This window comes from Bacillus sp. G402, assembly GCF_051172515.1.
Taxonomy (GTDB): Bacteria; Bacillota; Bacilli; order Bacillales; family Bacillaceae; genus Bacillus; species Bacillus altitudinis.
In genome coordinates this window covers 416,734-441,222 of record NZ_JBPIZC010000002.1, presented here as the reverse complement: position 1 = coordinate 441,222, position 24,489 = coordinate 416,734, and the positions used below count along the sequence as shown (strand labels likewise).

Here is a 24,489-nt window from a genome sequence, read left to right as displayed (position 1 = left end):
TGCTTGTGCGTATCGAAGGGTATGTGCGTGACCATACATAACGTTTTTTGACGAGAAGTGTCAGAACATCATGATAAGCTGTTTGACAGCGAATAAGAAAAGATTAGGTGATTACATGATTGAAATGAAGGAAGTCTATAAGATCTATCCTAATGGTGTAAAGGCGATCAATGGAATCAATGTCTCTATCCATCCAGGAGAGTTTGTGTATGTTGTTGGTCCCAGTGGCGCTGGTAAATCCACGTTCATTAAAATGATGTATCGTGAAGAGAAGCCAACCAAAGGGAAAATCTTAATTAATAACAAAGATTTAGGCTCGATGAAGGAAAAAGAAATTCCTTATGTGAGAAGAGAAATTGGCGTAGTATTCCAAGATTTCAAACTGCTTCCAAGTCTCACGGTCTTTGAGAACGTGGCATTTGCTCTTGAAGTCATTGGTGAACAGCCAAGTATTATTAAGAAAAAAGTGCTTGAAGTACTTGATTTGGTGCAATTAAAGCACAAAGCTCGTCAATTTCCAGATCAGCTTTCCGGCGGTGAACAGCAGCGTGTATCGATTGCTCGTTCGATCGTCAATCATCCTGAGGTTGTCATTGCAGACGAACCGACAGGAAACCTTGATCCAGATACTTCATGGGAAATCATGAAGACACTCGAAGAGATTAATAACCGCGGAACAACAGTCGTCATGGCGACACACAACAAAGAGATTGTAAACAGCATGAAGAAACGCGTCATCGCAATCGAAGATGGAATGATTGTGCGTGACGAAGCAAGAGGGGAGTACGGAATTTATGATTAAAACTCTCTCGCGGCATTTACGTGAGAGCTTCCGTTCACTTGGAAGAAACACGTGGATGACATTTGCATCAATTAGTGCGGTCACTGTCACATTGATTTTAGTTGGGGTTTTTCTTGTTATTATGCTCAACTTGAATAACATGGCATCGAACGCTGAGAAAGAAGTAGAAGTAAAAGTTCTCATTGATTTAACTGCGAATCAAAAGCAGCAGGATGAATTAAAAGCAGAAATTGAGAAGATTCCTGAAATCAGTGATGTGAAATATTCATCCAAGGATGATGAACTAAAAGCACTGATTAAAAGCTTTGGTGAAAATGGACAATCTATGGGATTGGTTGATCAAGAAAATCCATTGAATGATGCGTTTATTGTGAAAACAACAGATCCCCACGATACACCAAAAGTAGCGAAGAAATTAGAAAACCTAAAAGGGACGTATAAAGTCACTTATGGAAAAGAAGAGGTCAGCCGACTCTTTAATGTTGTCGGAGTGGCGCGTAATGTCGGCATCGCACTTATTATTGGGCTTTTATTTACAGCGATGTTCTTGATTTCCAATACGATCAAAATTACGATTTTTGCTAGACGTAAAGAAATTGAGATTATGAAACTAGTAGGTGCAACGAACTGGTTTATCCGCTGGCCGTTCTTCATCGAAGGATTACTACTTGGTGTATTTGGCTCGATTATACCAATCGCTGTATTGCTTGGCACGTATCAATACGCTGTCGGCTGGGTGGCACCAAGGGTACAAGGTTCATTTATTTCAATGCTTCCATACAATCCGTTTGTCTATCAAGTATCACTGATCCTTCTATTGATCGGTGCCATTATCGGTGTGTGGGGAAGTTTAACGTCCATCCGTAAATTCTTGAAAGTATAAATCTATTTATATTGATGGCAGCACTCGAAGATTCTATAGAAGATGTGACCGGTTGATCCAATTCATCCGGTCGACTCTTTATGCAGGCAGTTGTCATGGGAGGGGAATATCGTTTTGAAAAGAAAGCTGATGATGGCTGGAATGGCAGCGTTTATTGGAACAACGTGGCTATACATTCCAGGGAACGAAAATCGTGCATTCGCATACGAAGACCTAGATCAAAAACGTCAACAAATTGAAGAGAAAACATCGAAGACTGAATCAACCTTGAAGAAAAAGAAATCAGAACTGGCAAAGCTTGAAAAGAAAGAATCAAAGCTAAAGCAAGAAATTGAAAAAATTGACCAAAAAGTAAGTGCCGCAACTGAAAAAGTCGCTGAAAAAGAAAAAGAGGTCAAACAGACGAAACAAGAGATCAAAAAACTAAAAAAAGAGATTGAAGTCATCAACGAGCGAATTGAAAAGAGAAAAGCGATTTTCAAAGATCGAATTCGTTCTATGCAAAAAAGTGGCGGTACAATCAACTATTTAGATGTGCTGCTAGGTGCTCGTAGCTTTAGTGATTTTGTCAGTCGTGTGGGAGCTGTTACAACCATTGTCGAAGCAGATAAAGACATGATTACAGAACACGAAAATGATTTGGAGCTAGTAGAGCAAAAAGAAGCAGAGCTAAATAAACAGCTAAGTGGACTTGAAACATCTTTGAAAGAGCTTGAAACGTTGAAAAAGGACCTATCTAAACAGCAAAAAGAAAAAGGAAAAGTCCTTGGTCATGTAACGGAAGAAAAAGAACATGCACATGATGAACTAGGAAAGCTTGAAAATGAACAAGAAATTCTAGCGAATCAGAAAGCGGCGGTAAAGTCTGAAGAAGCACGTCGTCAAAAAGAAGAAGCGAAGAAAGCAGAACAAGCAGCTGCTGAAAAAAGTGCACCTGCACCAAGTGGAGGATCTGATCAAGTGTCAGATACACCAGCAAGTAGCTCAGGTTTCATTAAACCAGCTGCAGGCCGTTTCTCATCAGGCTTTGGCGGACGTTCTGGCGGACAGCATTACGGATTAGATATCGCTGCAAAAGGCACTGTATCTGTCGTTGCAGCCGCATCTGGAACAGTCACGAACTCAAGCTACTCGTCGAGTTATGGGAACGTGGTGTTCATTACACATAACATCAATGGCCAAACGTATCAAACGGTATACGCTCATCTTTCAACAAGAAGTGTGTCAACAGGTCAAAGAGTCGAGCAAGGTCAATTCCTTGGATATATGGGCAACACAGGTCAGTCTTATGGCCAGCATCTTCATTTTGAAATTCATAAAGGATTATGGAATGGCGCGAAATCAAATGCAGTCAATCCAGCGCAATATATCCGCTAACAAAAAGCCGATAACAGCATGTTATCGGCTTTTTTCATGTAGATGAAATTAAAATAACAGCAGTAATCCGGCAATAATAGGTGTTAAAAGCACAGCGGATTTTAAGAGAGGTTTCGGCGCAAGGCGTGTAAATTTTGCCCCAATAAAAGCTCCTAATACGGTACCGATTAAGATCTGAACGAGCAGGATAAAGTCAACATAGCCTTCTGAAATATAACCAATCCCACCGCCAATAGAGATTGGAATAATCACTAGCATCGTTGTGCCAACAGCTTGTCTAATAGACAGCTTCAGCAAAATCAAAAGCCCCACTTGAATAAATGGTGCTGATCCGATACCGAACATCCCTGAAAGCATCCCTGATACAAGGCCTAATATAATGCCCCTGATCAGCAATTGGCGTGAAGAAAGCGGCTGCTGCTCAGCATCTTCTTTTAGGACAAACAATTTGATCATCATAAAAACAGCAGATAAAAAGAGCATACCAGCTGTTAAATAGTGCAGGCTATCCTCTGGAATAAAAGGAGCCACTTTTGCTCCGGCAAATGAAGCAATACAAGCTAGTGCACCGACAATCAAACCTGATTTGAGCTGAATATTTCCTTCTCGGTAGTGGCTGTATGCACCAGATAAAGTCGTAAATGCCATAGCAGCTAAAGATGTCCCAAGTGCAGTATGGATTGGTACATCAAAGATTAACGTCAGCAATGCGATGACAAAACCAGCCCCGCCAGCTCCTACAAACCCTAGTAAAATTCCTAATAAAAGCATCGTCAATATAATATACATAGCGAAGACTCCTTCTCGATCGTAACAAAATAAAAATTACACCTAATGAAATGATTAGTCAAGCCTCCTTAGGAGAATGTCTTTACATGAAATCCCTTCTTCTGGCATATAATAACTCAGGTCATCAGGAAGAGTTGAAGAAGGAGGCCAAATATGAAAAAACAAATCGCATCCATCATGGCAAGTGTCATTCTCATCATCAGTGCAGGGGTTGTGACGCATAAAGAGGCGACTCAGGCGGAGTCACCGAAAGCGGCTGCTGCAGTGGCTGGACAAGCTCAATCAAGTGATCGAGCGAAGGAAAACGGAATGGAGAAAATTGAGAAAGCCTATGACCTCATTTCGAATGAATATGTAGAGGAAGTGGATCGTCAAAAGCTGCTTGAAGGTGCCATTCAAGGAATGCTTTCAACCTTAAATGATCCGTATTCAGTATACATGGACAAGCAAACCGCAAAGCAATTTTCGGATTCACTTGATTCCTCATTTGAAGGAATTGGGGCAGAAGTTGGAATGGATGAAGGAAAGATTATCATTGTCTCTGCCTTTAAAAAATCCCCTGCGGCAAAGGCGGGTCTGAAACCGAAAGATGAAATCATCAGCATTGACGGTGAGACGATGAAAGCAAAAAGCCTAAACGATGCTGTACTGAAAATAAGAGGAAAAAAAGGAACGTCTGTCGACTTGAAAATCAGACGAAATGGAATTGAAAAAGAGCTAACATTCCATATCAAACGAGAAGAAATCCCGCTTGAAACCGTAACGGCTTCAATGAAAGAGGTCAATGGTCATAAAACAGGCTATATCGCGATCTCTAGCTTCTCTGAAGATACGGCGAAGGATTTCACGGCAAGCTTGAATAAGCTCGAGAAAAAGGGCATGGAAGGCCTTGTGCTGGACGTGAGAGGAAATCCTGGCGGCTATCTACAAAGTGTGGAAGATATTTTGAAACATTTTATCACAAAGGATCAGCCATATATTCAAATTGCAGAACGGAATGGCGATCGAAAACGATATTTTTCAAAACGAAAAGAACAAAAACCATACCCAATCAATGTCTTAATTGATAAAGGAAGTGCATCCGCTTCTGAAATTCTGGCTGGTGCCATGAAAGAAGCAGGGAAGTATGAAGTGGTAGGTGACGTTTCCTTTGGTAAAGGAACTGTGCAGCAGGCGGTACCAATGGGAGATGGAAGTAACATTAAATTAACGCTGTATAAGTGGCTGACACCGAAAGGGAATTGGATTCACAAAAAAGGCGTTGTGCCGACCATTGCGATTCATCAACCAGATTACTTCACCGTTGGCCCGCTCCAGCTGAAAGAACCGCTTCAGCTTGATATGAACAATGAAGAAGTCAGACAAGCACAGACATTGTTAAAAGGATTATCATTTGACCCTGGCAGAGTAGATGGATATTTTGACGAAGAAACGAAAAAGGCTGTACTCGCATTTCAAAGCACATACAATCTCGAAAAATCAGGCGTGATTGATTTAAAGACAGCGAAAATGATGAACAAGATGGTAGATGAAGTGAAATCTTATGAAAAGAATGATCTTCAGCTGCAAACTGCACTAAAAGCACTATATCTCAAAAAATAAAGAGGCGAATAAATGCCTCTTTTTTTTGGTTCATAAGTGTTACGAACATGTAATAATTTATTCTTAAAAATATATTATATCGAGAAATATATTCATTTATTTTACAAAAAACATAACATTCCTTCGAATTTACCCGATAACATATTTATATAAGAGACTTTCTGTTGATTTAAACATGTCATGAAAATGAAACTTTTGAAAGTTGTATGTTACATAAATAATTCTTACAATAAAAAGTAGCACTCATTTTAAATATTTTATTTTTTGCGGATATTCAGCTTAAGCATTGAGCTGTACCGAGGTTTGCGCTTTTCTTAAAAGAACTAGTAAATGGGGGTACACAATTGAAAAGGGCAAGTATTGTGAGAGAGAAAAAATATTACGAGTTGGTAGAGGAGCTTAAGAGTCGTACGAAAGATGTGACGTTTTCGGCTACAAAGGCATTAAGTCTACTCATGCTGTTAAGCAGGTACTTGGTCAATTACACAACGGTAGAATCAGTCGACGAGATCGATGAAGACTGTGCTGAGATATACTTCAATTATTTAATGGATAATCATAAGAGACTTGGTATAAACTTAACCGACATCAAGAGGTCCATGCAGCTTCTCGGCGGCATACTAGATGTAGATGTGAATCACTATTTAAAAGATTTTTCACTGTCGAATGTCACACTTTGGATGAATCAGGAGAAATAAACCTGATGTCAAGCATCGATTTATTTGATAGAATAAGAGAAAATGCTTGACTTGGGCGGTGAACGATAATGAGCTCGGAGTGGATGGGAGCCGGATTAAAAGCGGTCGGTCTGTTTTTAATCCATCCTCTTTTTTATTTTATGATATTAATCAGCCTATTATATGGCTACATCCGCGTAAAGCGGGAGAGAAAAGCGTTTCAAACAAGAATAGAAGATGTTTACGATGAACTGAAATTTACATATTCAAAGGGATGGGTTCCAGGAATTTGTCTATCGATCATATCTGTAGGCTTAGGGATTTCCCTTCCGCCTGGATTCATCGTGCTGATTGCAGCGATGACCATCGTTTTCTCTTTATTCTTTAAGGCGAGTGCGCTTTCGTCTGCATACACACTCGGTTTCAGTTTTATTGCGGCATTTGGACTGATGTCTGTTCAAGTGAGCCAATCTTGGCTGCCGCAGCTTTCAATGATGAATGCATCAGCCGTTGTGATCCTGTTAGGGCTACTGTTAATGACCGAAGGCATCTTAGCCTATCGAACGGCGCATTTACGTACATCGCCTGCAATGGTGATGAGTGCGAGAGGACTTTTGATCGGCCAGCAGCGAGCAAACCGTCTGTGGCTTCTACCACTTGTTTTGCTGATGCCGGCAGGTGAATGGACTTCTTCTCTGCCATGGTGGCCTGTGCTTCAAGTGCACGATCAAAGCTTTTCATTTATTGTGATCCCGTACATCATCGGCTTTGGCCAGCGTATTCAAGGATCGCTGCCAATTGTGAGTATTCAAATTACGTCACGCCGAATTATGATGCTCGGTCTAGCTGTTGCTGCAGTAGGTGCGGCAAGTATTTGGTTTGAGCCGATTGCGTGGGGAGCTGTTGTTCTAGCGATTGCAGGAAGAGCCTTTTTATCATGGAAGCAGAGGGCGAATGACAACGCTGCACCATTCTTTTTCTCTAAGCGGAATCAAGGGCTTATGGTGCTTGGTATCATTCCGAATACCCCTGCGGCTGATTTAAAGCTTGAGATCGGAGAAATGATTACAAAGGTCAATGGAATCGAGATCAAAACCGTTTCAGAATTTTATGAAGCACTACAAACCAATCGTGCTCTGACAAAGCTTGAGATCATTGGTCTCAATGGTCAGACAAGGTTTGAGAAACGCGCCTCTTACGAAGGGGAGCATCACCAGCTTGGTATCCTGTTTGTGAAGGACGATCCTCAGCAAGAGCCAACGGCGATTTCATCTTAAAAAAGCTGCTAGAGATGGCAGCTTTTTTCTTTTGGGCGCGTTTCTCTCCCATAGGATTCGCCCCATTCACGCATGGCAAAGATAATGGGCTTTAACGTATTTCCAAGAGAAGTCAGTGAATACTCGACACGAGGAGGAACTTCCTCATAGACTTCACGGTGAACAATCCCGTCTTGTTCAAGTTCTCGTAATTGCAACGTCAGGACACGCTGCGAAATTCTTGGCAGAAGCCGGCGTATTTCGTTGTAACGCTTTGGACCGCAAGTCAAATGATAAAGGATGACGCCTTTCCATTTTCCTCCGATGACATTTGTAGTGATAGACACGGGACAGCCATGATTCACAATACTGACTGGATTGGATGGTGCACTCATCTCAACATTCCTTTCTTAAACGAAAATGGTCATAAACGAACATGTTTGTACCTAACGAACAAAAATGTGCGTACTTGAATCAATGGAAGCTTTTCTTTTACCATAGAGATAGGACATCACACATTCGGGTTGTTTGTTTTCCTATCATAACAATTTCTATGAGGGAATGGAAAGAAATTGGATTGTGGGAACACACCTGTTCATTAGAAAGGATGAATAAAATGCGAGACAAAGAGCAGTTAAAAAAAGAAATCATTGAGGCGTATGAATTCCGTCATGCGACAAAAGAGTTTGACCCAGCGAAAAAGATTCCAGAGGATGATTTTGCATTTATTTTAGAAACAGGAAGACTTTCTCCAAGCTCTGTAGGGTTTGAGCCTTGGAAGTTCCTCGTTGTTCAAAATGAAGCATTTAGAGAAAAATTAAAAGAGTATACATGGGGGGCGCAAAAGCAGCTTCCAACTGCCAGCCATTTTGTGATCATCTTGGCAAGAACAGATGCCCGCTATGATTCAGCATATGCAGAATACATCAACAAGCAAATCAAAGGAATGACAGACGAAACGTTTGAAATGGTCAAGGGGCGCTACAGAGAATTCCAAGAGAACGATCTTCATCTGCTAGAAAATGACCGTACATTATTTGATTGGGCTTCAAAACAAACGTATATTGCCTTAGGTAACATGATGACAGCTGCGGCACAGATCGGCATTGATTCATGCCCAGTTGAAGGATTTAGCTACGATCACATCCATCGTATCTTAGAAGAAGAAGGGTTACTGGAGGACGGTCAATACGACATCTCTGTCATGGCAGCCTTTGGTTATCGTGTCACTGAGCCAAAACGCGGCAAAACACGTCGCCCGATGGATGAAGTAGCTGTTTGGATTCGTTAATCGCTGTTTGTCTGAAAAAGGCTGTTGACAATTGCGTGGTTAGTCAGTATATTTAAAAAATAAAATCTTTGACGAATATACAAATTTGACTATAAACGCTTTGACTTGAGAATAGTAAATGAACATCCGTTTTTTAAGAGAGCTGCGGGTCGGTGCAACGCAGTAAAACGAATCATTGAACTCGCTCAAAGAGCGGTAAGACTGAATGAATAGTAAGTCTTTACGTGTGACCTCCGTTATCGGGTTTTAAGTTGGATTCAGCCATGGCTGAATCAATAAGAGTGGTAACGCGGTTGCAAGGTCAGTCGTCTCTTCCAGGAGATGGCTGGCCTTTTTATATGCTTTTATCTCATATTTGTCTGAAGATTCAAATTTAAAGGAGCTATAGAAAATGGAAAAGGAACATGTGCAGTTAAAACGAACAATGACATCAAGGCATATTATGATGCTTGCGCTTGGCGGTGCCATCGGTGCTGGTCTGTTTAAAGGAAGCAGTTCTGCCATTGATATTGCGGGTCCTGCTGTCATTTTGGCATACATGATTGGTGGTCTTATTTTATTATTTATTATGCAAGGACTTGCCGAAATGACCGTTGCACGACCTGGAGCAAGAACATTCCGTGACTTGATTGAACCTGTGTTAGGAAAATATCCGGCCTATTTCTTAGACTGGATCTATTGGAAGATGTGGGTGCTGAACATTGCAGCAGAAGCGATTGTGTCGGCCATCTTTATTCAGTACTGGTTCCCACAAGTGCCAATCTGGATACTTGTGTTAATCATTTCACTTGTAGTCACAATCATTAATGTTTGCTCAGTCAAAATGTTTGCTGAGACAGAGTATTGGTTAGCTTCTATTAAAATTGCTGTCATCATCTTATTTATTATCATTGGATTTACCATGCTATTTGTCTCATTCGGACAGCATGCAGCACCTGGATTGTCTAATTTAACGGATCACGGTGGATTTTTCCCAAATGGTACTGGCGGATTAATTGCAGCAATGCTGGTTGTCGTGTATTCATATGGTGGGACGGAGATGATTGGGGTCACGTTAGCAGAAACAAAAAACCCTGAAAAAGTCATCCCAAAGGCCATTCAAAGTACGTTTGTACGCATCATCGGTTTTTATGTACTGCCGTTCTTTATCATTGTCAGCTTAATCCCTTGGAATCAAGTAAACAATGAGCAAGTAAGTCCATTTGTGACGGTGTTTGCAACGATCGGAGTACCATATGCTAGTGACATCATGAATGGTATTATCTTACTAGCGATTTTGTCTTCTATGAACTCTGGCTTGTATGCTTCATCACGGGTGCTTTATACACAGGCAATGGATGGCCGTGTATGGAAAGGATTCTCCAAGCTGTCAAAACAGCAGGTGCCTGTTCGAGCCATCCTTGTATGTACATCCACCTTGTATGCAGCTGTATTGATTTCTCTTTTTGTAGGAAGTCAAACGTTTAATTACTTGATGGGCTCTTTAAGTTACACAGTTCTATTCATCTGGTTTATCATTGCCGTCGGTCATTTGAAATCTCGAAGCGTCGCACAGCCAGGCGGATATCGCGTGAAGCTGTATCCTTTCACAACGTGGTTTTCAGTTATTGCGATCATGGCCATTTTTGTCGGCGTTGTATTCAATACACCAATTGTTCAAACGCTGGTCACCATGGGCATTTATTTAATCATTACACTTTCTTTCTTTATTAACAGAAAACGGTTTGAAACAGCCGTCTAATTTATTAAAAAGCGTGCAGGACCTTTTGAAGGGTCTCGCACGCTTTTTTTAATGCTGTTTATATTGCTTGAAGTGGACAGGGGATTGAACGGGATGGGGCTTTGCCTGAAGGCCATAGCTCTCCCTGACGATATATAGCGGCCGGTCCTTGGCTTCATCGTAGATTCGGCCGATATACTCCCCGATCATGCCTAACATAAAGAGGATGATCCCACTAAAGAATAGCTGAATGACAATTAATGAACTCCAGCCGGTGATGGTGCTGTTAGTAAAAAGCTTTAAATATAAAACTAGAAACATCGAAATGAAGCCAATAGCTGAAAGGACAATACCTGCTACGCTGGCTAGCTTTAAAGGTTTGTAAGAAAAAGATGTGATCCCATCCATCGAGAGCTTGAGCATTTTTTTGAGAGGGTACTTTGTTTCTCCTGCCAACCGCTCATCCCGAACATATTCTACCGCAATCTGTTTGAAGCCAACCCAGCTCACTAATCCCCGGACAAATGGGTTTTTCTCGCGTATTTTTTTCATTTCATGACACACTTTACGATCCATCAATCTAAAGTCGCCGGTGTCAATAGGAATATCTACTTCAGTGATTTGACGTAGCACTCGGTAGAAAAGGGAAGCCGTGTACTTTTTGAAAGCTGTTTCGCCTTTTCGTTGCGTGCGGACCGCGTATACGACCTCATAGCCTTCCTTCCATTTTTCAATCATGTCTAAAATCAATTCAGGTGGATCTTGTAAATCCGCATCAATCACTACGACAGCTTCTCCCTTTGCATAATCCATTCCCGCTGTAATGGCAATTTGATGCCCAAAGTTACGAGAAAAATCAATAAGTCTCACATGCGGATCAGTCTGGCAGTACCCTTTAATCAGTTCAGCTGTTCGATCCATACTGCCGTCATTGACGAAGAGAAGCTCATATGCTTCTCCCGTCGAATCCATGACGGTCTTGAGGCGCTGATACGATTCATGGATCACAAGTTCTTCATTATACACTGGGACTACAACAGAGTATTGTATGTTCTTTTCCATCAGTCATCGTTCCTCCCTTTTAATAGATGAATTAATCAACGGATAGTTCATAAAGAGTACCGCTCTCCATTCCGCCCATTCGTCCATTTGACTGATCATTTTGTTCTGATTGTTGGCTGTTTGAGCTGTCTGTTTGCTGGTTCGTTTTGGATGTAGAGCTGTTCTGCCATTTAGAAGCAGATACTTCTTTGCCATTTTTTTGAATCCAAGTGAGAATGTCAGAGCTGCCGCCTCTCATACCAGAAAGATAGAAGTATTTGATTTTGCCGTCTTTAACGAGCTGTTTGAATTCATTAAGCGTGAGAATGTTATCAGATCCACTAAATCCACCTAATGCCATAACAGCTTTTCCTGTTTTAATAATGTAAGGCGAAGCAGTGGTTGCATCTGTTGTCCCGAATAGGAATTCTTCTCCCGTATTGTTTTTCTCAAGATAGCTGATCAGCTTTTCATTGACTTGTGAACTCATGCTGCCACTTGAAGTTGCAAGCTGAGGACCAGCCTCTGGCAGCATACTGTTTCCTCCGTAAAGAAGAGGTGTGCTTGCCCAGTATAGTGGTGCGATCAGCATCCCAAGGATGGCAATGAGAGACATGAATTGTTTTAGTTTTTCTTTCCCTTTTATCAAGAGCAGAGAAAGGATCGTTCCAACACCAATGATACCTACTGCGATGCTTAGTCCAAGTCCAATCGTGCTTGTAAAAGTGGATAGGATAAAGATTTCAAATGCGGTTGTGACGAATATCGCAATTGGAAGCAACCATTTTTTAAAGCCAGTTCCTGTTTGGAACAATTGAGTCATAGAAACCCATCCTGCTCCTGCTAATACAGCAATTGGCGGTGCCAGCATGATTAAATAATAGTGATGGAAGAATCCAGCTACACTGAAGAATGCAGCAACAGGTATAAGCCAAGCTAGCCAAAATAGTGTTTCTTTTTGTTTTGTATTGAGACGTCTTCTTTCAAAGGCTGTCGAGAAGAAGATACCAATCGCACCGAAGAGCGCAAATGGAAGCAGCCAGCTGATTTGATCGGACAGTTCAGATTGGAACAGACGTAATGGCCCTTTTGTTCCTGTTCCAAACATGCCAGAACCACTTCCCATTTTTCCGCCCCCGCCATTTGGCGGTCCATCACCATTACCGCCTGAAGGCATATCAGGTGGTGTTGAGCCGTTTGCACTGCTTGGTGGTCCTTGCATTGAAGGCTGTTCCTGACTGGATGATTGGTTTGAATTGTCTGAGTTGTTTTGAGTTCCATTTGATGGCGGCTGAGGCATGGTGGATGAATTATTGTCATTTTGCTGATCACCCTGCTGTGAAGGTGGCTGTCCCTCGCCCTGATTTGTGCCGCCTCCTCCGCCAGACTGTTGACCAGTCAACCGCTGAAGACCATTGTAACCAAAGGCTAATTCTAGTGCTGAATTCGATTGACTTGATCCCATATAAGGACGGTTGTCTTTGGAAGTGAGATCAACCGCTATAGACCATGAAGCAGATACACCTAAAAGAACAATCATCGAAATCATCAGCGATAACAACTTTTTCTTCCATGTCGTTCGATAGGCGATGATGTAAAACAGGACGAGAGCCGGTACAATCATATACGCTTGCAGCATTTTTGTATTAAAACCGACACCGATCATTGCAAAAGAAGCAATCGCCCAAAGCACTTTCTGCTGTTTCACAGCCTTGAACATCATGGCTGTTGCGAGTAAAAGAATAAAGACGAGTAAGCTGTCAATGTTATTTGTACGAGATACAGCAACTGCGATTGGTGTACACGCCATAATGAGCGCTGACACTCTTGCAGCAGCCAGGCCAAATGTAGGTTTGACTAGGCGGTAGATTAAATAAACAGATCCAATGCCAGCTAAAGCTTGGGATAAGATCACACTCCAGCCATGCAAGCCAAAAATTTTGGCACTGATCGTTTGCAGCCAGAAGGCGAGCGGTGGTTTATCCACCGTGACATAACCTGAGGGATCGAACGAAGCAAAGAAGAAATTATGCCAGCTTTGCATCATACTTGTAACCGCCGCTGTATAATAAGCGTTCACCGTATCGTCGTTCCAAATGTTATAAATGTTTAAAATGGCAGATAAAATCAATATGAAAAATAAATAAAGATCAAATTTCTGAAAGCGTCTAATCAAAAGCTTGTCACTCCTTTTTCTTAACTTGAAAAAAGTGTAACAAGCAAATATGAATAAATTGTTAATAAAAAAAGGCCAATTCTTTATTTTTCTGTTGAATAAAAACAGCTCTAGAAAAGAGCTGTTTGGTTTAAGATGTCATCTTATTTTATGAGGAGACAGGCGGAGTTTCAGTGGTCTCTGCACTTGGTAATTGTATAATAGCGGACGTACCTAAGCCTTGTTCAGATTGAAGAACGAACGTGCCACGATGTTTTTTTATAATTTGATAAACAATGGCTAGTCCAAGACCAGAGCCGCCATCTTTTCTTGTGCGGGCTTTATTCACTCGATAAAAACGCTCAGAGACATGAGGGAGATCTCCTTTTGGAATTCCGCTGCCTTCATCTGTAATTCTCAATTCAGCAGTTTGTTGGTGAACGAATAATTCAATGGAAATCGATTTTCCTGAAGGCGTGTAATGGATGGCATTGTCCAATAAATTACGAACGACTTGCTCAAGTCGATCGCTATCACCATAAATAATACAATCCTCTTCGAGTTCGCGGTTGAACGAGATTCTCTTTTGACTAGCAATGAATGTCATTTGATCAAGAACATCATGAATAAGCTGCGCAAAGACGATCGGCTCCATCGTTAGTGGGTAAGATTCCCCCTCTAACTGTGCGAGATCAAGAAGGTCATGTACGAGCCGGCTTAATCGTGTGGATTCGTCTTGAATAATCTGCATGCCTTTCTTTTGATCAATAATGCCTTCTTCAATTCCTTCAGCATAGCCTTTCATATAACTTAAAGGCGTTCTCAGTTCGTGGGAGACATTAGCAAGGAACTCTCTGCGATGCTGTTCAACTTTTTCTAACGTAGAGGACAGTTTATTAAAGGAACGGCTCAGCTGATTTAACTCATCCCCTTTTTTGGTCACAGCCATGCGTTTTGAAAAATCACCAGATTCCATTTCCATTGCAATTTCTTTCATTTGATTGATCGTCCTTACGACTTTATTAGAACTTTTATATCCAATAAAGAAAATCAAAAGCAGGATAATTAAAATAGAGATGCCAAGCGTTAATCGAATTTGAACAAACGGTTCATACACATCAGATAAAGGCATAGAGAGGAAAATGGTTCCTGATAAATCATTTTTGTTTGAGAACACAGGGATGGCAATCCCGAGAATATCTTGATGAAACTGGGGGTGTTCTCTAATTAACACAACTGTTTCCCCCTGAAGAAGCTTTTGGCGTTCTTTAAACGTAATGAGGTTATCGTTTGTATTCGTATCAAAAGGAATACCGCTTGAAAGCTCCATAGGATCATCAGTAAAAATAACACTTGCCTGACTTGAGTCATTTGCCCACTTCATTCTGTCAGTAAAATATGTGTCTTTCCCGTGTTTGTGATAGATTTCTGCCAGCTTCTTTCCTTGTAAACTTAAAGAGTCAATCTGTTTATCTATATATAAGTGCTGGTATAAGTAATAAGTCAGGGCAAGAGCTGAGGCAGCAACGATGCCTATAACGGAAAGGATTAAGAAAAGCACTTTCCTTTTAATAGATAATGGCTTCATTTGTCCTCCTCAAACTTATAGCCGACACCCCAAACGGTCTTAATATACCGTTCCGCTTCCTTTAATTTCAGTCTTAGTGTTTTAATATGTGTATCGACTGTTCTTAAAGAGCCACTAGGTGAGTGTGATTCCCACAATTTTTGATAGAGCTGTTCACGGGAAAAGACTTGGCCTTGATTGAGCAGAAGAAACATAAGTAAATCAAATTCTCTTCTTGTTAAATTGATGGGCTTTTGCTTGAGATAGACTTGTCTGCCGTCTTGATCGATCTCCAAGTCACCAATCATGATTCGACTGCGCTTTAAAGAAAGACCTCTAATTCGTCTTAATGTCGTTTCAATTCTAGCTGCAAGCTCACGTAGACTAAAAGGCTTCATGATGTAGTCGTCTGCGCCAATTTCCAGCCCCTTAATGCGATCTTCTTCATAACTTCTAGCTGTTAAAAATAAAATGGGGATTTGGGAGGTTTGCCTGATGCGCTGGCAGACTTCGAATCCATCCATATCTGGCATCATAATATCCAATACAACAAGGTCAATGGCCTCTTTTTCAAGCTGATGTAAGGCGCCCGTGCCATTATTTGCAGTTATCACGTGAAAGCCTTGTCTCTGCAAAAAGGATCCGATTAACTCAAGCATATCTAATTCATCATCTACTATTAAAATATTCATCTGTTCTTTCATTTCTTTTCCTCCAACATGATAGCATAAGGTCCTGCTGGGATGTTCAGTCGGTTCTTCAACATAAATGTATGTTTGTCGATGACGGATACTGAATTGTCATCTAAGTTACTGACATATATAGATGAGGAATCAGCAGTGATATAATTCGGATTTTGACCGGTCTCAACAGAGGAAAGCAGTTTGTTTTTCTCGGTATTTACTTTATATAGTGTGTGGTCTCCATGACATAATACATATAAAGTAGAAGAGTTTTTTTCTGAAAAAAATGCGACTGGCATAACACCTAGTTTGATTTCTCGCTGTTTTTTACCTGTTTTAGGGTCGTAAGCAAAAATGCTCTTATTTAATGTGCCCGGTTTACCGTGCCCTCCAACCCAAATGGAATGCCCATCAAAATGAATGCCAGATGGCCGTTCTAGGACGGAAATCGTTCGTATCTTTTTTTTCTTTTCAATATCAATGACTGAAACAGAATGACTTTTTGCATTTAAAACAAACAACGTTCCTGAAGAAGACAACGCCATAGAAGAGGGTAATGTCCCGGTCTTCACAGTTGCTTTTATTTTCTTGTGCACTGTATCGATAAAATAAACGACATTTTTCTCTGAATCGGTCACAAGTAAAGTGTTGGTCTCCGCATCATACGCAAGTGAAGTCAGACCTTTATTCACATCCATATAGTCCGCTGCTGTTCCTTTTTTTAGATTGATTTCTATAAGAGATTGTCCCTCCTTACTTGATGCAATGATCACATCTTTGTTGATGTGAACAAGATCAGTGAGAGGATGTTTTAAATCAACGGAAGAGACAATTTTATTTTTTTGTAAATCAACGATTGAAAAGGAGGCTTTTTTTAGTTGAGAAATGACAGCAATTGATTGAGAGCTGCCAGGTGGCGTAAATTGCTGGTCTTTTCCGCAGCCTGCTAGGAAAAATAGTAGAGCTGACAAGCATATTAAAAAATATTTCACTCGTTTCATCCTTCTGCTCCTTTGGTGCTCTATTTTCAAAAAGCATAACACAAAAATTGTGAAAAAAAATCGAAGTTATGAATGCTGGAAGATATGAAAAGAAGTTTTTAGGTGGGGAAGTAGAGTTGAATGAAAGTTGAAATTTCTTTTTCGTTTATTCATATGACATTTTTTCATGAGTAAAAGATCATTTTCACAGTTTGATCATTGTATCCATAATCGGTTACAGTAACAAATAATCATAGCTCCCCCGCCCTAAATAGAGCGAAGGGAGTCATTAAGCAGAGTGTTCAGATGAATGAGAAGTGGGTTTCGTTTTTAGACGATGAGAGAGGAGGAAACCAAGAATACCTGCGCCCATTAATACGATAAATAAAGATTGAAAACCACTTAATATACCAATTAAAGTAGATGAAATGATACTTCCGAAATATCGAAAGGTAGAAAAAATCCCAGATGCAGAGCCGGATAAACTCTGATCAACAGATGTTAAAGAAGCCATCTGCATGCTAGTCATGCCAATACCTGATGAGATCCCCCCAGCGACTAATGTGATGATAAGGAGTGGTAAATTTGGGTAGCTGCTTAGTGTGATCAGCATAACACCGGATAAAGTAAGGCATAGAAATGAAAATCGAATCATTTTTTTGGCACCTTTTATTGGATGGAGCTTTGCTCCGAGTAATCCACTAATAGACATACAGAGTGAAAAGATCGAAAGGAAAATCCCGCTTTGTGTATGAGAAAGCGCGAGTTTTTGCTCCATAAACAGCGGCATGATGAGAAGAATCGCGTACATCACAAAATTACTAAGCATGATAGAAAGGTTAGCGTTCGTAAAAGTACTGTTTTTAAATAGTGTCAAATCAATGATGGGATTTGTAACTTTCCGTACGTGTTTGAAAAATAAAGGAATGGAAATGACCGCTAGAACGCCATAGATCATGTATTCGTTTAATACTTGGCTTTTAGTAAACAAAATGAGTGTGGCGATCCCGATTGTTAAGTATAACGAACCGATGATATCTACATTGGCTTGTAAACGTGTATGTTTCATCTTCGGAATCATAAAAACGCCTGTCACAAGTGTGAGAATCAAAAATGGTATATTCACTAGGAAAATGGAATGCCAGTCAAAGCTCTGAATGAGAATAGAGCCGATAAAAGGTCCAAGTGCGGCACCAATTCCCGCTCCAAAACCGAAAAAACCCATAGTTTTAGAAAGTTTTTCATGTGATACTGTTGCACGAATTAAAGCAATGCTGTTCGGCGTTAATATAGCTCCGCCTGCCGCTTGAATTGATCGGAAGCTAATAAGAAAAGCAAGATTAGGTGCGAAAGCACATCCAATGGAGCCAATCAAAAAGAGTATCACACCAGCTAAATACATGCTGCGGTGGCCGTATATATCTCCCAGCTTACCCGCAATAGGTTGAGTGACTGCCATGACAATTAGATAAATCGTGACCACCCAAGTAATGTTTGATATGGATTGATCGTAATAAGTTGATATAGATGATAGAGCGACTGCGATCATGGTTGAATTGACTGGAACTAAAATAGCTCCAAGCAGCAAAGAATAAATGATCAAGTTCTCTTTTTTAAGATTCAATGTGTTTACCACCTTTGTAAAAAAGAAGAATTTCACCCAATTAAGTGGGGGAAATTCCTCTCATGAAAATGTGTGTGCATGTCTCAATAAAGTCTTCTTTTTTTGTTAAAACAAGCTGAATGTCTTGCTCTAGCTGTTGAATGAAAAAGCCAAAATACGTGCTAATAAATATATCTGCATAGATGTCTTCTTTTCCTTCTAATACACGATGCTGAGCACCCATTTTTTTGAAATAATGAATCAGCATGTCTCTCAATTCTTGAGGATAAATTTTTTCATGGTCTGTTAAATCTTTAAACATAGCGGGTTCTCTCATGCTGATATAGATAAATTCTTTTTTTGAAGTCAAATCTTCAAGGAAATAGCTACCGAGAAATTTTAAATCGGTGTATAAATCGTCTTTAAATTCTGCTTCAAGGGTTTTGGTCGGTGTTGATTTCATTTTCATAATGGCAGCAATCACGCCGCGTTTGTTTTTAAAGTTACGAAAAATTGTCGCTTCACTTACATTCGCTTTTGTCGCAATTTCTTTTGTCGTTGTTTTTTGATAGCCCTTTTCAGACAATAATTCCATTGTTGCGCGAATGATCCGTTGATTTGTTGATTTTAACAAGCATACTCACCTCAGGTTATGAATGTGTTTGCAACAAAGTAAGTATACCGATAAAATCTGTGACCGCCAATATGATTCAAACAGTGACGACTATGACCGTGAATGCTGATTTAATAACTGGATACGCCCATTGGCTCCATCTACTGTCACGAGGTCACCGGATTTTAGTTTTTCAGTTGCGATCCGTGTACCTAGGACAGCCGGTATCATATATTCTCTAGCGATAATAGCGGAATGGGACAAAATGCCGCCAGAATCGGTGATGACTGCTTTTGCGTCTCTAAATAAGCTGGTCCATAAAGGTGTCGTTGTTTTACAAACTAAAATGTCATCTTTTTCAAATTGTGAAAATTCATCAGCAGATGTAATGACTCTGACTCTTCCAGAAGTAATGCCGCTAGATGCACCAATTCCATAGATTGAATCGTCTGTGTTGTTTTCATTTTCCCTTAGCGAACCGAGCATTCTTTCTACTTGCTGTAATTCAGCTTCAGAAGGCGTTCCTGTATAAGCTGGTGGTTGGATGGATTCATTTTCCTTCATTTCAATTTTTCTTTGCTGAATGATCGAATCGTATGTGGTCGAAGTTGTGAGCGCATTGAGTACTTCATCATCGTAAAGATACCAAAGGTCTTCTTGATGAGGGATTGCTCCTTTTTGAACAAGAAGTTCACCAATCTTTAAGAGATAGAGTCTCGCTTTTGCATCTAACATGGCATCAATGTAAAAGTGATGATCATCTCGAATATTGGCTGCATGGAGTGCAAAATGATAAAGTTCTTCAAATTTTGTTTTAAACGCTTCATCTGTCACTTGACTGATAAACTGTTCATACGTTTCTTGCCTTTTGATCACGGCTTGTGCAAATTCTTCATCAAAATCAGATTGGTACCGAATGTTGTTTCTAATGATGTCCAAGACAAATTCAGGATTTTCCACCCATGTTTCCTCTGTGAAATCATGGCTTTTAACAGACCGCCAACCATAGACTTGGAGAAAATCTTCTACTTTGGAAATGAAGTTTTTCCCTTTTTCTGTATGATTGAGTGCATATAATAGTTCAGCATTCGCTGAATGATCTGTAAATGCCTGAAGAAGTTCCGAATCTTGAAGGACGTCTTTTGCCAAGTGAAATAGCTTTTGATCTGTTTCAAGAGACTTGTTCATCACACCTATCATCATTTCATGCAACAGGACGACTTGTGTTTGATCGCCATCATATGAGACAAGCATGTCTTCAATGATTGCTGATAGAATGACTTGAGGTATGACAATGTCAAAATGGTCGTCATACGCTCTTAGATAAATCTCTTTTAATTCTTGAAAGCCATTAATGGCTTCATCAATTGTCAGCGATTGAGTGATTTGCCGATCAAGTTTTTCGTATAATGGGAACAAGTTTTGCTCTAAAATGCGATACATTCTTTCGCTTAAACGAGGAAACAGTTCGAATAGGCTCTCGTCAAAAACTGGTTCATCTGTCGCTTCTGGTATAGACGGTGAAGAATACAGATGTCCTCTATAAAGCTTGATATCTTTAATATTAAGGTCTGGTACTTGATACTTCTCTCCGTTTTTCTTCATCCCGTTTTTTAAAGCAGGTATGATCAAACTTGAAAAAAGAGGACTTGTTGGTCCAGGCATATGATCGTCCATTGAGATCCAGAAGTCTTGCAGCTCTTCAGGTTTCAATTGAAAGGCTGCACCTGAGGAGCCATTTGCTGTATTGGAAAAAGAAGCAGTAATCGGTCTTGCTTGAAGTAAATAAAAAGTACCATCTGACATGCCGAATTCGATATCTACTCCATGTCCATAAAGTTCTTCTACTTGTTTTGTCATTTTCGTGATTTGGATCAATTGATCATCTCGAAGACAAAATTGGCCAGCCATCTCTTCACCTACGGGTTGTTCAATGACGCCCTCTTGACAGGGGACAATTTGCAGTTCTTTTGTTCCTAGTGATTTTTCAATAGAGTACGTTTCTTTGTTTACAATAAATGTATCTGGCGTCACAAGGCCGGAGACGATGGCTTCTCCTAGTCCATAGCTTGCAGTCATCATGACTTCGTTTGTTTTTCCTGATACAGGATTCTCACTAAAGATGACACCAGAGATGTCAGAATGGATCAATCCTTGTACAACAACAGCCATGAGCGGCATCTCTTCCTCGTTCTCAATCATTTCTTCCTTATATTCTGTGACTCTTGCTGCGAAGTAAGACGACCAACATTCTTTGACGGCTTGCAAGAATTCTTCATTTGTTTTGATATTTAAATAGGTCTCGTATTGACCTGCAAAGGAGGCGCCTTCGAGATCTTCCGCAACAGAAGAGGATCGCACTGCAACGGATGGATATGTTTTCAACAATGATTGAAAGGATGAAAGTAATTCTGTCTCCATTTGTGAAGGAAACGAAGCTTCTGTGATTTTTCGGGCAAGGTTTTGATCAGTTGGATGGAAATTGTGATATGAAAGAAAGCTTGCAAAGCTGTTCGTTTTAATAATAAATCCATCTGGAACTGGCAGTCCGTGATTGTTTAATTTAATTAAATTCACGCCTTTTGCCCCTGCGAGTGATGCGGATTCTTCAGCCGCATGAAATAATACTGAATACATGGGAATGCCCCCTTATCCAAATAGCCAATGGTTTCATTTGTCTCTTTTTGTTTTTTTGAATGATAGTGCGCACTATCATTTTCATCATAGAATTTATTGGATGTAACTGTCAAAGACGTAAAGACCTATCTTTAGAAAGGGGACGTTTTCACTAATTTTCCTCCTCATCTATATCAAAAGTCTTCACCCGAGAAGAAAAAAAGCTGAAATCGAAAACTGTGAATTGTTCATTATGCCAATCTTTACTATAATCAAGGGAGTAGACCATGTAGAGGGAGGGTTTTTGTGATTACAAAAGCCATATTTGCACTTGTTTTTCCTTTCTTGCTCGTTATTTTATTTTCAAAGGTTACTTATAATCATTACGTTGGCATTGCATTAACAGCAGCGCTTTTATTTGCTTCGTATATGAAAGGCTATACAGAAACCTACTTTATCGTAGGATTAGATATTATTTCTTTAGTGGCCGGGGCATTGTTTATGGCCAAGAAAGAAGTCGAAAAAAGAGAGAAGGCTGAAAAACATCATTGATGTGATCCCTCTTGATGAAAAGAAAATGTTTTTGATACAGGAGCTGTGCTTACGATTTCTAGTGAGTGCAGCTTTCTTTTTTGTGGTTTTTCTGCTGATCGAATATCTCACTCCAAAATGTTCCATACTGAAAGGAAGGTTTCTTTAGAGGGTTATGAGCCACGGCAGAGAGGGTATGGTTGTATTGGAAATAAAAATCAAGTCAGACACGAACTTTAGTTCGTATTTTTGTGTTCTTTTATGATAATATATTCATTAGATAGATTTCGTAACGAAACGGAGGCTTTGATGTGAGTGACCGCTTTGAATTAGTTTCTAACTATCAGCCCCAAGGAGATCAGCCAAAAGCCATTGAAAAGCTTGTGGAGGGCATCCATCAGGGGAAACAGCATCAAACGCTGTTAGGTGCTACAGGTACGGGAAAGACCTTTACTGTATCCAACCTGATCAAAGAAGTGAACAAACCAACACTTGTCATTGCGCATAACAAGACACTTGCCGGACAATTATACAGCGAGTTTAAGGAATTCTTTTCGAATAATGCTGTCGAATATTTTGTGAGTTATTATGATTATTACCAGCCTGAGGCGTATGTTCCTCAAACTGATACATTTATTGAAAAGGATGCCAGCATTAATGATGAGATCGATAAGCTAAGGCACTCCGCCACATCCTCATTATTTGAGCGGAGAGATGTCATCATCATTGCCAGTGTGTCCTGTATTTATGGCTTAGGTTCTCCTGAAGAATACAGAGAGCTTGTGCTGTCTTTACGAACTGAAATGGAAATTGAACGCAATCAGCTGCTGCGTAAGCTTGTGGATATTCAGTATTCTCGTAATGATATAGATTTTCAGCGCGGAACCTTCAGAGTTCGAGGAGACGTCGTTGAAATTTTTCCTGCTTCACGAGATGAGCATTGTATCAGAGTGGAGTTTTTCGGTGATGAAATTGAACGTATTCGTGAAGTAGATGCTCTCACTGGAGAAATTCTCGGTGATCGTGACCACGTTGCTATTTTCCCAGCATCTCACTTCGTCACAAGAGAAGAAAAGATGGAAAAAGCGATTATTAATATTGAAAAAGAGCTTGAGGAACAGTTGGAAAAGCTTCGTGAAAACGGGAAACTGCTTGAAGCACAGCGTCTTGAGCAGCGGACAAGGTATGACCTTGAGATGATGAGAGAGATGGGCTTTTGTTCAGGGATTGAGAACTACTCAAGACATCTCACCTTACGTCCGCCTGGTTCAACACCTTATACATTGCTTGATTATTTTCCGGATGATTTTATGATTGTTGTCGATGAGTCACACGTGACCATCCCGCAAATTCGCGCCATGTACAATGGGGACCAGGCAAGAAAACAAGTGCTTGTTGATCACGGATTCCGTCTGCCGTCAGCACTTGATAATAGACCACTCACATTTGATGAGTTTGAAAAGCACATTAACCATATTGTGCATGTATCCGCAACACCTGGCCCATACGAGCTTGAGAAAACGCCAGAGGTCGTGGAACAAATTATTCGTCCAACCGGTTTGCTTGATCCAATCATTGAAGTCCGTCCGATTGAAGGACAAATCGATGACTTAATTGGGGAAATTCATGCAAGAGTTGAGAAAAATGAGCGTGTGCTTGTGACGACTTTAACGAAGAAAATGTCTGAGGATCTGACAGATTATCTGAAAGAAATCGGAATCAAGGTCAATTATCTGCACTCAGAAATTAAGACACTAGAACGGATTGAGATTATTCGTGATTTACGTCTCGGAAAATATGATGTGCTTGTAGGGATCAACCTTCTTCGAGAAGGCTTGGATATTCCAGAGGTGTCGCTCGTGGCGATTTTAGATGCGGATAAAGAAGGCTTTTTACGTTCAGAAAGATCCCTCATCCAGACGATTGGTCGTGCTGCAAGAAATGCAGAAGGCCGAGTTATCATGTATGCAGACAATATGACGAAATCAATGGACATTGCCATACAAGAAACAAAGCGGAGACGTGAGCAGCAAGAAGCGTATAATGAGAAATTTGGTATCACTCCGCAAACGATCCATAAGAAGATTCGAGATGTGATCAAGGCAACAAAAGTACATGAGGATTCAGAAGAATACGAAACAAAAGCAGCACCAAAGTTGTCAAAAATGAGCAAAAAAGAACGAGAAAAAGTGATCGAAAACGTCGAGATGGAAATGAAAGATGCAGCAAAAGCGCTTGATTTTGAAAAAGCAGCAGAATTAAGAGATCTATTGCTAGAGCTAAAAGCGGAAGGATGAATGCCA

The 24,489-nt window shown here is 40.4% G+C and carries 20 protein-coding genes and 1 other annotated feature; of the genes, 10 read left to right on the top strand and 10 right to left on the bottom strand.

Translation table 11 applies throughout. The features are described 5' to 3' along the window. Positions 1 to 115 precede the first annotated feature (115 nt). From ftsE to ACSBQP_RS10865, 3 genes are all read left to right on the top strand, one after another. On the top strand, positions 116 to 802 hold the full coding sequence (gene ftsE / locus ACSBQP_RS10875) for a cell division ATP-binding protein FtsE (RefSeq protein ID WP_008348229.1): 687 nt from the start codon (positions 116 to 118) through the stop codon (positions 800 to 802). Beyond that, positions 795 to 1,685 carry a permease-like cell division protein FtsX gene (gene ftsX / locus ACSBQP_RS10870; protein ID WP_024719915.1) on the top strand — a complete coding sequence of 297 codons (891 nt, stop codon included), beginning with the start codon at positions 795 to 797 and terminating at the stop codon, positions 1,683 to 1,685. The genes ftsE and ftsX overlap by 8 nt, the downstream gene beginning before the upstream one ends. Positions 1,686 to 1,799: 114 nt before the next feature. Then, complete coding sequence (locus tag ACSBQP_RS10865) at positions 1,800 to 3,062, top strand: murein hydrolase activator EnvC family protein (RefSeq protein WP_008348225.1); 1,263 nt, start codon at positions 1,800 to 1,802, stop codon at positions 3,060 to 3,062. A gap of 48 nt (positions 3,063 to 3,110) precedes the next feature. Here the strand turns inward: ACSBQP_RS10865 and ACSBQP_RS10860 are convergent, their stop codons facing one another. Further along, a complete protein-coding gene (locus tag ACSBQP_RS10860; protein ID WP_017368130.1) occupies positions 3,111 to 3,851 on the bottom strand; it encodes a sulfite exporter TauE/SafE family protein in 741 nt (246 codons plus the stop codon). Between the two features lie 153 nt (positions 3,852 to 4,004). Between ACSBQP_RS10860 and ctpB the strand changes: the two genes are divergently transcribed. The 3 genes from ctpB (at position 4,005) to ACSBQP_RS10845 (ending at position 7,407) form a co-directional block, all read left to right on the top strand. Beyond that, positions 4,005 to 5,453 (top strand): carboxy-terminal processing protease CtpB, encoded by a 1,449-nt coding sequence (gene ctpB, locus ACSBQP_RS10855; protein ID WP_435028402.1) that lies wholly within the window; start codon positions 4,005 to 4,007, stop codon positions 5,451 to 5,453. 344 nt (positions 5,454 to 5,797) lie between these two features. Continuing rightward, entirely contained in the window at positions 5,798 to 6,151 is a 354-nt protein-coding gene (locus tag ACSBQP_RS10850) for a swarming motility protein SwrAA (protein WP_007500014.1), read from the top strand. 68 nt (positions 6,152 to 6,219) lie between these two features. After that, positions 6,220 to 7,407, top strand: a complete 1,188-nt coding sequence (locus ACSBQP_RS10845) for a PDZ domain-containing protein (protein WP_435028401.1) — start codon at positions 6,220 to 6,222, stop codon at positions 7,405 to 7,407. An 8-nt stretch (positions 7,408 to 7,415) separates the two neighbouring features. Here the strand turns inward: ACSBQP_RS10845 and ACSBQP_RS10840 are convergent, their stop codons facing one another. Then, positions 7,416 to 7,781 carry a winged helix-turn-helix transcriptional regulator gene (locus ACSBQP_RS10840; protein ID WP_017357877.1) on the bottom strand — a complete coding sequence of 122 codons (366 nt, stop codon included), beginning with the start codon at positions 7,779 to 7,781 and terminating at the stop codon, positions 7,416 to 7,418. A gap of 221 nt (positions 7,782 to 8,002) precedes the next feature. Here ACSBQP_RS10840 and ACSBQP_RS10835 point away from each other — a divergent pair, with 221 nt between their 5' ends. Both ACSBQP_RS10835 and ACSBQP_RS10830 read left to right on the top strand, forming a co-directional pair. Further along, positions 8,003 to 8,677, top strand: a complete 675-nt coding sequence (locus ACSBQP_RS10835; RefSeq protein ID WP_008348217.1) for an NAD(P)H-dependent oxidoreductase — start codon at positions 8,003 to 8,005, stop codon at positions 8,675 to 8,677. 91 nt (positions 8,678 to 8,768) lie between these two features. Then, positions 8,769 to 8,993, top strand: a binding site (T-box leader). Between the two features lie 75 nt (positions 8,994 to 9,068). Then, positions 9,069 to 10,418, top strand: a complete 1,350-nt coding sequence (locus tag ACSBQP_RS10830) for an amino acid permease (RefSeq protein WP_048001938.1) — start codon at positions 9,069 to 9,071, stop codon at positions 10,416 to 10,418. 48 nt (positions 10,419 to 10,466) lie between these two features. Here the strand turns inward: ACSBQP_RS10830 and ACSBQP_RS10825 are convergent, their stop codons facing one another. The 8 genes from ACSBQP_RS10825 to ACSBQP_RS10790 form a co-directional block, all read right to left on the bottom strand. Further along, on the bottom strand, positions 10,467 to 11,459 hold the full coding sequence (locus ACSBQP_RS10825) for a glycosyltransferase family 2 protein (protein WP_099496864.1): 993 nt from the start codon (positions 11,457 to 11,459) through the stop codon (positions 10,467 to 10,469). Positions 11,460 to 11,490: 31 nt separating this feature from the next. Further along, positions 11,491 to 13,614 carry an ArnT family glycosyltransferase gene (locus tag ACSBQP_RS10820; RefSeq protein WP_435028400.1) on the bottom strand — a complete coding sequence of 708 codons (2,124 nt, stop codon included), beginning with the start codon at positions 13,612 to 13,614 and terminating at the stop codon, positions 11,491 to 11,493. A gap of 148 nt (positions 13,615 to 13,762) precedes the next feature. Further along, a complete protein-coding gene (locus ACSBQP_RS10815; protein ID WP_108611019.1) occupies positions 13,763 to 15,181 on the bottom strand; it encodes a HAMP domain-containing sensor histidine kinase in 1,419 nt (472 codons plus the stop codon). Then, positions 15,178 to 15,864 (bottom strand): response regulator transcription factor, encoded by a 687-nt coding sequence (locus tag ACSBQP_RS10810; protein ID WP_024719907.1) that lies wholly within the window; start codon positions 15,862 to 15,864, stop codon positions 15,178 to 15,180. The genes ACSBQP_RS10815 and ACSBQP_RS10810 overlap by 4 nt, the downstream gene beginning before the upstream one ends. Next, complete coding sequence (locus tag ACSBQP_RS10805; RefSeq protein WP_017357882.1) at positions 15,861 to 16,844, bottom strand: YncE family protein; 984 nt, start codon at positions 16,842 to 16,844, stop codon at positions 15,861 to 15,863. The genes ACSBQP_RS10810 and ACSBQP_RS10805 overlap by 4 nt, the downstream gene beginning before the upstream one ends. Positions 16,845 to 17,112: 268 nt before the next feature. Then, entirely contained in the window at positions 17,113 to 18,447 is a 1,335-nt protein-coding gene (locus ACSBQP_RS10800; protein ID WP_019743411.1) for an MFS transporter, read from the bottom strand. Positions 18,448 to 18,487: 40 nt separating this feature from the next. Further along, positions 18,488 to 19,060, bottom strand: coding sequence for a TetR/AcrR family transcriptional regulator (locus ACSBQP_RS10795; protein ID WP_025208046.1), 573 nt, complete (start codon positions 19,058 to 19,060; stop codon positions 18,488 to 18,490). A 90-nt stretch (positions 19,061 to 19,150) separates the two neighbouring features. Then, a complete protein-coding gene (locus ACSBQP_RS10790) occupies positions 19,151 to 21,676 on the bottom strand; it encodes a PEP/pyruvate-binding domain-containing protein (protein ID WP_435028399.1) in 2,526 nt (841 codons plus the stop codon). 285 nt (positions 21,677 to 21,961) lie between these two features. Here ACSBQP_RS10790 and ACSBQP_RS10785 point away from each other — a divergent pair, with 285 nt between their 5' ends. Together ACSBQP_RS10785 and uvrB are read left to right on the top strand one after the other, a co-directional pair. Then, positions 21,962 to 22,207, top strand: a complete 246-nt coding sequence (locus tag ACSBQP_RS10785) for a CsbA family protein (RefSeq protein WP_008348197.1) — start codon at positions 21,962 to 21,964, stop codon at positions 22,205 to 22,207. A 290-nt stretch (positions 22,208 to 22,497) separates the two neighbouring features. Further along, positions 22,498 to 24,483, top strand: a complete 1,986-nt coding sequence (gene uvrB / locus ACSBQP_RS10780) for an excinuclease ABC subunit UvrB (RefSeq protein WP_435028398.1) — start codon at positions 22,498 to 22,500, stop codon at positions 24,481 to 24,483. The last annotated feature ends 6 nt before the right edge of the window (positions 24,484 to 24,489 follow it).